At 27.1% G+C, this 12,067-nt stretch carries 12 protein-coding genes; 4 read left to right on the top strand and 8 right to left on the bottom strand.

Annotated features, from left to right (window positions below; all coding sequences use genetic code 11):
- Positions 1-119: 119 nt before the first annotated feature.
- Positions 120-767: a winged helix-turn-helix domain-containing protein gene (locus tag ACKU3H_RS12975; protein ID WP_320034290.1), complete on the bottom strand. Its 648-nt coding sequence runs from the start codon at positions 765-767 to the stop codon at positions 120-122.
- 190 nt (positions 768-957) lie between these two features.
- Here ACKU3H_RS12975 and ACKU3H_RS12970 point away from each other — a divergent pair, with 190 nt between their 5' ends.
- Positions 958-1,296 carry a MerR family transcriptional regulator gene (locus ACKU3H_RS12970; protein ID WP_320034289.1) on the top strand — a complete coding sequence of 113 codons (339 nt, stop codon included), beginning with the start codon at positions 958-960 and terminating at the stop codon, positions 1,294-1,296.
- 13 nt (positions 1,297-1,309) lie between these two features.
- Here the strand turns inward: ACKU3H_RS12970 and ACKU3H_RS12965 are convergent, their stop codons facing one another.
- Both ACKU3H_RS12965 and ACKU3H_RS12960 read right to left on the bottom strand, forming a co-directional pair.
- The gene (locus ACKU3H_RS12965; protein ID WP_320034288.1) at positions 1,310-1,786 is read right to left on the bottom strand and encodes a pyridoxamine 5'-phosphate oxidase family protein; all 477 of its coding nucleotides are present in this window, start codon (positions 1,784-1,786) and stop codon (positions 1,310-1,312) included.
- A gap of 112 nt (positions 1,787-1,898) precedes the next feature.
- Entirely contained in the window at positions 1,899-2,951 is a 1,053-nt protein-coding gene (locus ACKU3H_RS12960) for a CNNM domain-containing protein (protein WP_320034287.1), read from the bottom strand.
- 171 nt (positions 2,952-3,122) lie between these two features.
- Between ACKU3H_RS12960 and ACKU3H_RS12955 the strand changes: the two genes are divergently transcribed.
- Positions 3,123-3,512 (top strand): hypothetical protein, encoded by a 390-nt coding sequence (locus ACKU3H_RS12955; RefSeq protein ID WP_320034286.1) that lies wholly within the window; start codon positions 3,123-3,125, stop codon positions 3,510-3,512.
- A gap of 5 nt (positions 3,513-3,517) precedes the next feature.
- Here ACKU3H_RS12955 and ACKU3H_RS12950 read toward each other — a convergent pair whose 3' ends face one another.
- From ACKU3H_RS12950 to ACKU3H_RS12940, 3 genes are all read right to left on the bottom strand, one after another.
- Positions 3,518-3,835 carry a DUF309 domain-containing protein gene (locus ACKU3H_RS12950; RefSeq protein ID WP_320034285.1) on the bottom strand — a complete coding sequence of 106 codons (318 nt, stop codon included), beginning with the start codon at positions 3,833-3,835 and terminating at the stop codon, positions 3,518-3,520.
- Positions 3,832-6,648: an excinuclease ABC subunit UvrA gene (gene uvrA, locus ACKU3H_RS12945; protein WP_320034284.1), complete on the bottom strand. Its 2,817-nt coding sequence runs from the start codon at positions 6,646-6,648 to the stop codon at positions 3,832-3,834. Before uvrA ends, ACKU3H_RS12950 begins: the two co-directional genes overlap by 4 nt.
- A 102-nt stretch (positions 6,649-6,750) precedes the next feature.
- On the bottom strand, positions 6,751-7,305 hold the full coding sequence (locus ACKU3H_RS12940; RefSeq protein WP_320034283.1) for an NAD(P)H-dependent oxidoreductase: 555 nt from the start codon (positions 7,303-7,305) through the stop codon (positions 6,751-6,753).
- 107 nt (positions 7,306-7,412) lie between these two features.
- Here ACKU3H_RS12940 and ACKU3H_RS12935 point away from each other — a divergent pair, with 107 nt between their 5' ends.
- Positions 7,413-8,018, top strand: a complete 606-nt coding sequence (locus ACKU3H_RS12935) for a TetR/AcrR family transcriptional regulator (protein WP_320034282.1) — start codon at positions 7,413-7,415, stop codon at positions 8,016-8,018.
- 13 nt (positions 8,019-8,031) lie between these two features.
- The gene (locus tag ACKU3H_RS12930) at positions 8,032-10,557 is read left to right on the top strand and encodes an aconitase family protein (protein WP_320034281.1); all 2,526 of its coding nucleotides are present in this window, start codon (positions 8,032-8,034) and stop codon (positions 10,555-10,557) included.
- Here the strand turns inward: ACKU3H_RS12930 and ACKU3H_RS12925 are convergent.
- Both ACKU3H_RS12925 and cysE read right to left on the bottom strand, forming a co-directional pair.
- Entirely contained in the window at positions 10,552-11,289 is a 738-nt protein-coding gene (locus ACKU3H_RS12925; RefSeq protein WP_320034280.1) for a sulfite exporter TauE/SafE family protein, read from the bottom strand. The two genes, ACKU3H_RS12930 and ACKU3H_RS12925, sit on opposite strands and share 6 nt — an antisense overlap.
- Complete coding sequence (cysE, locus tag ACKU3H_RS12920; RefSeq protein WP_320034279.1) at positions 11,289-12,065, bottom strand: serine O-acetyltransferase; 777 nt, start codon at positions 12,063-12,065, stop codon at positions 11,289-11,291. Before cysE ends, ACKU3H_RS12925 begins: the two co-directional genes overlap by 1 nt.
- Positions 12,066-12,067 lie beyond the last annotated feature (2 nt).

The following is a 12,067-nucleotide window of genomic DNA, read 5'->3' as shown; positions in this document are numbered from 1 at the left end:
TGTGTAATGTACGTGCTTGTAGTAGCTATAGTTAGTTTATGAAAATATGGAAATTTATAAGTTTTGAATTTGTAGTATTATTTATAGGTAAGATTTTAAATCTTACCTAAAGTTTTGCTTTATACTATTTGATAGCCTCTGTGTCTAACAGTATTAATAAAATTTTCTTCAAAAGTATTTTGAATACCTTTTCTAATAATATTTATATTTACTTCAACAACGTTTCTAACAACCCATTCTGGATCATCCCATAAAACATCTAGAAGTTCTTCTTTTGAAATTGCAGATCTATGTCTATTTTTTATTAAGTATTCTAATATACTAAACGGTTTTCCATTGATAACAAGTTTATTATTCTTATTATCAGAGATAGATCTTTCCTCTTTGTTTATTAGATACTTGTCTTTGAAAATATATTGGTTTTCAAAATTTTCTCTATGAATTGATTTCATCTTTGCAAGAAGTAAATCATTTGGTATAGAGCCCTTAAGTACATCAATCGCACCTTTTTTTAGTAGTTCTAATTCTTCTTCCTTACTTATTTCATCTACTAAGAAAATTACTGCTGTTTGTCGAGGATTAACATATTTAAGTATTTGTTTAAGATACTTAGTGTTGTTGTGTTTTACTAATATTATATTGTAATATCTAACTTCACTATGATATATTGCATCATCAATTTCTGATACATCATCACAAATGTATAGTTCATTTTCAATAATATAATCTAAAACTTCTTTGTTAATATTTAATGATAAAAGACGCATTTATTATTAAAACCCTTTATACTGAGAATTTAAATCAAGTTAGAGGAATAAATTCAACACCTAAAAGTGAAAAATTTACGTAAATGATGTATACTTATATCATAAAATTCTTATAAAAATCTTAGTTTAAGCTATTTTATACATTTAATTAATAAAAAATTTATTATAATTACGAAAAAAAAGGAATGACTTGGCTTTATTAGATAACAATAAAGATGTTTTACCATTAAGTAGTATAGCAGAACTACTTACTGCTAAAGCTAGAACACTAAAAATGTATGAAGATAAAGGATTACTACCTTATAAAAAAGAAGTAAAAAAATTGTATTCAATTAATGATGTAAAAATTATATCTTTTGTACATTATTTGGCAAGTGTAAAAAAGATAAATGCAAATGGTATTAAATATATTACAGAAATGTTAGAGAGTAATATGGATGAAAAAAATAGAAAAGAGTTTTTAGATATTGTTGAAAAAAGGATGGAAAAACTATCTGGAGTAGAAGTAAAAGATGTAGAAGTTATTTAGTAACTTCTACTTTTTATTTATTATGCCCTTTTTGATTCTCTCTTTGAATTAATTCATCAAAGTTTTCACCACCAATATTATATGCTTCTCCAAAGCCAAATATAGCTTCTCCATAATAAGGAGAAAATTCAAAAAAAGAAAAATCTTTCATAGTTTTTAACATTTTCATAGTTGAACCATGTTTATCTTCAAACTGTTTTGCTAGAGATTCAAATCTTTCTTTATCTCTTTTTAATTTTTTGACCTTACATTGTAATACAACACGCTTTCTTCCAAAAATATTATCACATAAAGATTCATCTTCAATGAAAAATAAAGAGGCTAGGGGGTTTAATTCTAAATTATGATAATGTTTTGCCATTGAACTTATATATACATAGTATTTACTTTTATTTTTTATAAATGGTGCATAACTTGTAAATGGAGCAGTGTTTTCATCAAGTGTAGAGATTGTAGTACTTTTAAATTTATCAATATAATCTTTTAGCATTTATGTGTCCTTTAGTTTAATACACAATTGTACATAAAAAAATATTTTTTTGATTAATTTTTTTTTGTTAAGTGATAAGTTTAAGTTGAGTAAAAAGTAGAGAAAAGAGAGATTAATCTCTTTGTTTTAATCCTCTTTCTCTTCTTTTTGCTTTCATTTTATTTAGTGCTAATCTTCTCATATCAGCTGTTGTATCAGATTCATCCATGATTTCTAATCCAAGAAGAGTTTCAATACAATCTTCTAAAGTTATGATACCTTCTGTTTGGTCATAATTATCAAGAACAATAAACATATGTTCTTTCTTTTGGATAAATTTATTTAATGCTTTTCCTACAGGAATATTTTCATTTAAAGTAAACACTGGTTTCATAATTGATTCAAGTGTTGCACTACTATCTCTAACTGCTTGTTTGAAAAGTTTTTTTGTTAAAACAATACCAATTATATTATCAATTGTATCTTCATAAACAGGTACTCTTGAAAACTTAAAAGTTCTTTTATCATCAAGAATATCTTTAATTGTAGTATTTTTTTCAACTGCATACATTACAGATCTTGGAGTTAAAATATCTTTTATTTTAATCTCATGTAATGTTAGAGTATTTTCTATAATATCAGATTCTAAATCTCCAATAACACCTTCCTCTTCACTAAGTAGAGTTGTATGGATTAATTCCTCTCTTGATAAAGTTTCACTACTATCTTTACCTTTGATTTTTTTTGTAACAAATTGAGTAACTAAAATAATTGGGTAAGTAATGAAAACACAAACTCTAATTATTCTTGCAGAGATTGGTGCTAATTCTTTCCAAAATACAGCTCCAATTGTTTTTGGGATAATTTCTGCAAAAAATAAAATTGCAAATGTTAATATAATTGAAATAACCATTACTAGTGTTTTATCGCCTTCAAATACATTTTGAGCTTGAACCCCAATTGCTGTTGCACCTAAAGTGTTGGCAATAGTATTTAAAATAAGTATTGAAGCTATCGATTTATCAATATCTGTTTTTAAATCTTTAAGAAGTTTACCAGTAGCTGGTGTTTTTTCTTCAATTACAGATATATAAGTATAGTTTGTTGATAGAATAACAGATTCTAAAACGGAACATAAGAACGATGTGCCTATTACAATGATAAAAAGAAATATTAAAAATTCCATTTTTTATCCTCTTTATATAAACTGCACCTCTGGGAACTATCTTCCAATAAGACTCCTTTTTTAAAAATTAATAGCTAATAATAGCAAAAAATATATAAAAATTAATTTTTTTTTGACAAAATATTAAAAAATTTTGTATAATATTTTTAAGAATCCTATAAGGAGGTTATTATGGAATATGGATTAATACCAACAATTAATCAATATGCTGATAATAATGAGTTGTTAATTCAACAAGTACAACCTTCGAATGAGATTGCAAAACTAAGTAATGGTAACGAAGCAAAACAATTAGCTAGAGATGCATTTTTAAAAGGTATTGATGAAGTTTCAGATTCTTCAGAAGTATCTAAAACAAATGAGGTTTCTTCTGCTAAAGTTTCGCAATATCAAGAAGTTGTATTAACAAATCTGAATTTTGGTTTTAACGATGCTTCAAGAGATTTTTATGTAAAAGCAGTTCGTGGAGAAGCTGAAAACCAATATCCAACAGATGACATGATGAGATTAAAAGCTTATTATTTGGCACAGGAACAAGCTCAAGCAGCTACTTCTGAATAAAGTTTTTACTTTTTTATTGTAGAGTTAATCTTCAGAAGTAGTTCTTTTGCTTCTATATATTTTTCTATGTTTTCTAAATTGGCAATATTAAGATAATGCTCATATTTTTCAAATACTTTCCAAACTTTTTCATAACTTGTTGGTCTTTTTTTTATAAAAAATAGTGCTAAAGCTGTAGCACCATTTATTAATCCTTGTATGGCTTTTTCTTCAGGTTTTAAACCTTTTTTTCTATAAAATCGCCAATCATCCTCTAAAATCTCATGGGCTTGGACATATTTACCTTGTTTTACAACCTCAATAAACTCTTCAATTTTTGTCAATTTTTGTTTATCTCTTTATCTAAATAGTAACCTGTATATGAAGCACTTTTTTTATAGTTTTTAGCTAATTGTTCAGGTGTACCTTCATCAACTATTTTACCACCTTTACTTCCACCTTCAGGTCCTATATCTATAACCCAATCTGAGTTTTTAATAATATCAAGATTGTGTTCAATTACAAGTACTGAGTTTCCAACTTCAACTAAGTGGTGCAATACTTTTGTTAATCTATCAACATCTGCAAAGTGAAGACCAGTTGTTGGCTCATCAAGAACATATAAAGTGTTTCCTGTGTCTTTTTTACTTAACTCTTTACTTAGTTTTATTCTTTGGGCTTCACCACCTGAAAGTGTTACTGCATTTTGTCCTAAAGTAATATATCCAAGTCCTACATCTGATAGTGTTTGAAGTTTTGCTTTTATTTTAGGCACTTTTGTAAAGAATTCTAAAGCTTCATCTACACTCATATTAAGTACATCAGAGATGTTTTTACCTTTATATAGGATTTCAAGAGTTTGGGCATTATATCTTGTACCTTGACAATCATCACATTTAACCATAATATCTGGTAAAAAGTGCATCTCAATTTTTATTTCACCTTCACCTTGACACTTCTCACATCTTCCACCTTTTACATTAAAAGAGAATCTACCAATTTTATAACCTCTTAGTTGTGCCTCTTTTGTTTTTGTAAAAAGTGTTCTAATCTCATCCATTAATCCTGTATATGTTGCAGGGTTACTTCTAGGAGTTCTTCCAATAGGACTTTGATCTAAATATATAACTTTGTCAAGTTTTTCTAAACCTTCAATACTTACACCATCAACTTTTTTAACTCTTTTTGCATGGTTTAAAAGCTCTTTTGCCACAGGTAAAAGTGTTTGTAAAATAAGTGATGATTTACCACTACCTGAAACACCAGTAATAGAAACAAGGTTTTTAAGTGGAATTTTTACATCAAGGTTTTTGATATTGTTTATATTTACATTTTGAATCTCAATAAACTCTTCTTGAGGTCTGTTGTGAACATAATCTATTTTTTTATCACCATTTACATATTTAGCTGTCAGTGTTTTTGCTTTATGCATCTCATCTAAAGTTCCAGCAAATACAATCTCTCCACCATATTTTCCAGCTTTTGGTCCAATATCAACTACAAAATCTGCTGCTTCAATAGTCTCTTTGTCGTGTTCAACAACAATAACACTGTTACCTTTTTCTTGTAAAGCTTTTAGTGTTTTAATAAGTTTGTTTGTATCCCTTTCATGTAATCCAATTGATGGTTCATCTAATACATACATAACCCCTGTAAGTCCTGAACCAATTTGTGAAGCTACACGGATTCTTTGTGCTTCTCCACCAGAAATTGTTCTTGCATCTCTTCCTAAAGTAATATATCCAAGACCAACATCATTTAAAAAGAAGATTCTTTCTTTAATCTCTTTTAAAATAGGAGCTGAAATCATCTTTTCTTGCTCATTAAAGTATTCAAAGTTTTTTTCATCTTGGAAAAAGGCATGGGCTTCTTCGATGGGTTTATTGATAATATCTGAGATGGTTTTTTGTGCTACAAAAACACTTTGAGAAGAGGGCTTTAATCTGTTTCCATTACAATCAGAACAGATTTTTTCAGTCATAAACTCAGCCATATCTTTTTCATCTTTTATCATATCATAGGCAATTTTTACAACACCTTCCCATTTTCTTGTAAGTCTATGTTTTTTCCAAGTAAATTTTGCTTCTTCTATACCACCATGTAAAACCGATTTTTGTTGGTGAGCTGGTAACTCTTTAAAAGGAATAGTAATATCTATTGAAGCTGCCTCACAGTAGGCAATTAACATTTTAAAATAATATCCTTTATTGAAACCATAAATGATTTTAATGGCACCATCTTCAAGTGGTAACTCTTCATTTACTACTTTTTTCATATCTAAAGCATATCTTATTCCTAATCCATCACATGAAGGACAAGCACCTTTAGGTGAGTTAAAAGAGAAAGATAAAGGCTCTAATGGTTCAAAAGAGATTTTACAATCAAAACATGCCATATGTTCAGAGTAGTGGATATGTTTCTCACAACCAACCTCTTGATTGTTCATAACTTCAACTTCTAATTCTCCAAAGCTTTCTTTTAAACCTTTTTCAACATCTTGTGCAATTCTATCTCTATTTTCATCTTTTACAACAACTCTATCTATTACAACTTTTATTGTATGCATTTGAGTTTTTGAAAGTTCAATATCTTCATCAAGCCTTACCATAACTCCATCAATCATGGCTCTTACGTAACCTTTTCCTCTAAGACTTTCAAGTAAGTCAGCAAAGGTTCCTTTTTTTCTATTTACTAATGGAGCTAAGATTACAATTTTAGAATTTTCAGGCAAAGATAATACTTGTTCAATTACATCAGAGGCACTCATTTGAGAGATTGGTTGTCCACATTTGTGACAGTGTTGATTACCAACTCTTGCATATAAAAGTCTAAAGTAGTCATATACTTCAGTAATAGTTCCAACTGTAGACCTTGGATTTTTAGAAGTAGTTTTTTGATCAATTGCAATGGCAGGTGTTAAACCTTCAATTCTTTCTACATCAGGTTTTCCTACTTTGTCTAAGAATTGTCTAGCATAAGCTGAAAGTGATTCTATATATCTTCTTTGCCCCTCTGCATATAAAGTATCAAAAGCGAGTGTTGATTTACCAGACCCTGAAAGTCCAGTAAATACAACAAGTTTATTTTTTGGTATCTCTAAATTAATATTTTTTAAGTTATTTTCTTTTGCGTTATATATTTTGATTGTATCTTGCATAATATTCCATCTTCACTAAAATTAAGGGTGCATTATACCAAATAAAAATGAAACTAAATATATATAAAATATTAGTTTATAAAATTGTAGTGTTCTTTAATATTATCTATTTATTATATTAATCACATTATTTTTTATTTTATCTATATTTTTTAGTTTTGTATCAATCCCTTCAAAAATATTAAAACTTAATAATTCCATACCACAAAAGTTTATAATTTGCTCTTTCCACATATTTTTAAGTCTTCTATTTGCACCTGTTATTGCGTAATAAAATTTTGGAGCACCTGTAGTTGTGAATACTGTAACTTTTTTATTTTTTAGAAGTCCAACAGGTCTAGAGTTTTCATATTTATATGCGAAATTCGTAGAAAAATTCCAATCTATCCAGTTTTTTAATATAGCTGGAATTGAACCCCACCAATATGGAAATACAAATATTATTTCATCAGCTTTAGAAATCTTTTCTTGATAATATGTTTTCTCTTTTGTCTGTTTGTCTTCTAAGCTATAAAATCCTTGTTGATATTCTGATTTATATAAATCTATAAATTCTACATCATTTTTTTTTGACATCTCATCTTTTATAAGAGATGCAATGTAGTGGTTTAATGATTTATCATTTGGATGAGCTAATACTATTAATATATTCTTCATAAGTGTCCTTTTAGAATTAAGTTAACAATGTTAACATATTATGTTAACATTGTCAACATTTTAAAAAAAACTTATGGTATAATATCTTCATGAAAAGAAGTACTAGTTTGAATAAATCATCAAAATATCACCATGGAAATCTAAAAGAAGAGATGTTGCAACTATCTTTAGAGACTATTTCAAAAGAAGGAATAGAGGTTTTAACCTTAAAGTTTTTAGGTGATAAACTTGGTACTTCAAGAAGTGCAATATATAGACACTTTTCTTCAAAACACGATTTAATACAAAATGTAATCGCTTATGGATTTAATCTTTTTGAAGAAGCCTTGATTCCTACTTTAAATAAAACAAATGGAACAGTATTGGAAAGATTATATTCTATGGGTGATTCTTATTTAAACTTTGCAATAAAAAATCAAAATTTGTATAGGGTTTTATTTGGAGAGAAATATCAAGATATAAGAGAAACTACTTGTACTCTTGCCAATGAAAATATTGAAGATAGTTTTACACTTTTAATAATGTTATTAGAAGAGGGGAAAGAGAAAGAGATTTTAAAAATAGAAAACTCTTTTTTACAAGCTCAAACTATTCATGCTTTAATTCATGGCATAGCAATCTTATATATAGATGGACATATTAACATTAAAAAAAATATAAAAGAGTTGTATAAAATCTCTTTTGATTCATTAATTAATGGAATAAAAAAGTAAAGGGTTTATATATTTGGATATTGTAAATAGTTTTGAAATAGAAGGTGAAGTTTTTTATTTTTATGATTTAAAAAAAGTGTTTAGTAGTAATAAAAGATTAAAAAATCTTCCTATTGTTTTAAAAATCTTATTAGAATCAAATTTAAGAAAAGCTACTAGTGAAGAGCAGTTTAATAATATCATTAATATTTTTGAAAATAGAAGAGGTGATAAAATTAACTTTTATCCTTCAAGATTAGTCTTAGAAGAGTTCAGTGAACTTCCAATATTTATCGATTTAGCAGTTTTAAGAGATAAAGTTAATCTTTTGGGTGCGGATGTAAAGAAAGTAAATCCTCAAATATTAATAGATTTAATTATTGATAATAGTTTTTTAGAAGTAGAGGATAAATCTTTAAAAGATAAAGAGATAAATCTAGTTGAAGAAAAATATCACTTTATAAAATGGGCCTCAAAGAATTTTACAAACTTAAGAATAATTCCTCCTGGTTCTGGGATATGTAATCAAGTAAATTTAGAGTTTCTTTCAACTATTTTACATGTTGAAAGAAAAGAAAACAAGTTTTTTTTATATCCCGAAACTATATTAGGTACAGATAGCCATGCAACAATGATAAATTCATTGGGTGTACTTGGTTTTAGAATTGATAGTATAGAATCACAGCTTGCTATTTTAGGTTTACCTATTAAAATAGATTTTCCCAAAGTTATTGGTATTAATATATTCGGCAAACTTAATAATGCTGTAACTTCATCTGATTTGATAACATATCTAATTGAAAAACTAAAAGCTTCAAATATAAACGGTGAATTAGTAGAGTTTTTTGGTGAAGGTTTAGAATATTTGACTTTAGAAGATAGATCTTTCATATCAGTAGCAGCACCTAAATATAATGCTTCATGTTCATATTTTGCAATAGATAACAAAACAATTAGATATTTTAATAAAACAAGAGGCAATGAGGATTATGGAAAATTAATCAAAAGTTATTTAGAGAATCAAGAACTTTTTTTCAGTAATGAAAATCTGGATTATGATAAAACTATTGAGTTTGATTTATCATCTGTTTATCCAAATATAAAAGATAAAAAAAATTTAAATGAGTGTTTGACAAGTTTAAAAAGTTTTCCATTAATGAAAAAGGGAGATTTTTTAAAAGATGGTGATATTGTTTTATCTATACTTATTACGTCTAAACTTAGTCTTCATCACTTAATTCACTCTTTACTACTTGCAAAAAAAGCTGTCGAATTAGGAATAAAAGTTAAAAAAAATATAAATGCTAAATTTGTAATTGATACAAATATAAAAAAAGAGCATTTGGAGAGTTTAGATTTAATTAAATATATTGATGAACTAGGTTTTGAAATCTTATATGATAATTATATTTTTAATACAAATGAAATAGATGAGGATATAAAAAAAGATATATTAAAAAACAACCTAAATTTATGCTCTATAAGTTCACAGAATATAGATTTTTTGAAAAACAGTAGTAACTTAATAAAATCAAATTATATTACTTCTTCTTCATTGGTAGTATTTTTTTCTTTGGTTGGAAATGTAAAATTTGATTTTGAAAATGATATTATAGAGATTATTGATAATAAAGCAGTTTATCTTAAAGATATATGGCCAACAAATAGGGAAGTTGTGTCTTATCTTGGAAAAGTTGATTATACTTTATATAAAGAGATTTATAAAGATATCTATAAAGGTAATGAATTTTGGCAAAACTTAGATGTTGAGTTAAGTGGTGTATATAATTGGAATCCTTCTTCTACATATATACAAGCTTTACAAATAATAAGTGAAAGAGATGCTAAACATAATTTTGAAATAGAAGATGCTGAAATTTTATCCTTATTTGGTGATTATATCTCTACAGAGCAAATTTTGCCTTCTAAAAATATATCTTTATATTCACCTACAGCTAGATATCTAGAAGAAAAAGGTGTAAAATCATTTGAGTATAATGATTTTGAAAGTCGATGTGGAAATTTTGAAGTTATGATAAGAAACCTTTTTGATACAAGTTCAATTAAGAATTTAATGATATCAAAAGAGGGTGCTTATACAATAGATTATGAAAATAGTGAGATTGTTCCAATTTTTGAAAAAGCCTTAAAATCAAAAAGCAAAAATATTTCACAAATTATAATTGCTGGAAAAGAGTTTGGAAAAGGGAAAACAAAATATTGGGCAATAAGAGCTTTAAAAATTATTGGAGTAGAAGTTATACTTGCAAAATCTTTTGATGAAAAATATAGAAAGCACTTGATTAATTTTGGTATTTTACCTTTAGAGTTTATAGATGATGATATTGAATCTTTAAAATTAAAAGGTGATGAAAAATTTACAATTACAAGTGAGAATATAAAAGAAAAATCTATTCTTGATGCAACTATAAAAAAAGGAAATATTGATATCTCAATAGAGTTAAAATGTAGATTGGATAATTTTGAAGAGATAAAGCACTACAAAGAGGGTGGAGTTTTAAATCTTTTATTTAAAAATATTTTAAATGATTCTTTATAATATTGTTTTATAAACCATAGTACATAAAATTATTAGATTCATTACTAGTATAGATTTTTTATAATTTTTAGCTCCTGTAGTATTTTTAGTTTTTATCCCAAAAAATACACCTACAAGTGATGCTAAACCTATAATTAAACCTTCATGAAAAGGCATCTGTCCAGTTATAGTTAAAGATGTAAATCCTGCAAGAGAAGAGAAAATTACAAAAAATAAACTTAAACTTGTAGCTGATTTTAAAGGATATTTCATAAAGCTAACTAATATAGGTATAAGCATAATTGCTCCTCCTACACCAATACTCATAGCAATCACTCCTACAACAAAACCAACTAAGATTAAAACTAGTTTACTATGGTGTTTTACCTCTTGATTATGTTCAGCAGGTGATACAAATATTTTAATTATAGAGAAGATAATTATTACAATAAAAACATATTGTAAAAAAATATCAGAAACTAAGGAGTGGATAAAACTATTTAAAAGTCCACCTAAAGAACCACCAATACCTAGTATTATCCCATCTTTAAATATATGTTTTGCTTTTTTAGAGTTTAGAAAAGATCCATAAATAGAACTAAATACCATTTGCATAATAGATATAGCAATTGCTTCTTTCATAGCAAACCCTGCGATAACTAAAATGGGAGTTAAAACTGTTCCTCCTCCTAATCCAAAGAAACCAGAAACAAAACCAGCTGTTAACCCAAATAGTATTAGTTCAAAAGTCATTATTTTTCTATTGAGTTCATCGCACTAATAAATTTTTTGTAAATACATTCCAAATCATGGTCTTCATTTGCTAAATCAATTCCATCATGATCTCTTACTGCATGTTCAAGTAAGGCAACTCTTTTTAATAAATACTCGAACATCTCTTTATTGATATCTGGAAGATCACTGTGGTCAAGTCTTCCATTTTTGTCATCTCTTTTAATCACTTTTGCTGGAACACCAACAGCCGTAGAGTTTTTAGGTACATCACAAATAACTACAGAGTTTGCTCCAATTTTACCATTTTTTCCAATGATTATATTTCCTAAAACCTTTGCTCCACTTCCTATTACTGAGTTAGCTCTAATTGTAGGGTGTCTTTTCCCTTTATCTAAGCTAACACCTCCAAGTGTTACACCTTGATAGATTAAAACATCATCTTCAATAATTGCTGTTGCTCCAATAACAACACCAATAGCATGGTCAATAAAAACTCTTCTTCCAATAGTTGCAGCTGGATGAATATCTGTTTTTGTAAATAAAGAACTAATACCAACTAAAGCCCTTGATAGTTTTATCCAACCTTTATTGTAAAGTTTATTTGCAATTCTATGATTAATTATTGCCCAAACACCTGGGTAATTAAAAAAAAGTTCAAAGCTTGAATCTAAAGCTGGGTCGTTTAGTTTTGGTACAGTAAAATCTTCTTTTATTTGTTTCCAAAGACCTAACTCTTTTTGTTCCTCTAAAATTTTTTCTTTTATCTTTTGATGTATATCTTTTTCATCATTCATAT

The sequence above is a fragment of the Halarcobacter sp. genome (assembly GCF_963675975.1).
Lineage (GTDB): Bacteria > Campylobacterota > Campylobacteria > Campylobacterales > Arcobacteraceae > Halarcobacter.
This window is presented reverse-complemented; position numbering and strand designations above follow the sequence as displayed.

What these genes read in the sequence shown, in the direction of transcription:
- ACKU3H_RS12965 (WP_320034288.1), bottom strand. Translation starts at nt 1,786, where the DNA reads ATGCTAAAAGATTATATTGATAAATTTAAAAGTACTACAATCTCTACA.
- uvrA (WP_320034284.1), bottom strand. Translation starts at nt 6,648, where the DNA reads ATGCAAGATACAATCAAAATATATAACGCAAAAGAAAATAACTTAAAA.
- cysE (WP_320034279.1), bottom strand. Translation starts at nt 12,065, where the DNA reads ATGAATGATGAAAAAGATATACATCAAAAGATAAAAGAAAAAATTTTA.
- ACKU3H_RS12925 (WP_320034280.1), bottom strand. Translation starts at nt 11,289, where the DNA reads ATGACTTTTGAACTAATACTATTTGGGTTAACAGCTGGTTTTGTTTCT.
- ACKU3H_RS12975 (WP_320034290.1), bottom strand. Translation starts at nt 767, where the DNA reads ATGCGTCTTTTATCATTAAATATTAACAAAGAAGTTTTAGATTATATT.
- ACKU3H_RS12955 (WP_320034286.1), top strand. Translation starts at nt 3,123, where the DNA reads ATGGAATATGGATTAATACCAACAATTAATCAATATGCTGATAATAAT.
- ACKU3H_RS12960 (WP_320034287.1), bottom strand. Translation starts at nt 2,951, where the DNA reads ATGGAATTTTTAATATTTCTTTTTATCATTGTAATAGGCACATCGTTC.
- ACKU3H_RS12940 (WP_320034283.1), bottom strand. Translation starts at nt 7,305, where the DNA reads ATGAAGAATATATTAATAGTATTAGCTCATCCAAATGATAAATCATTA.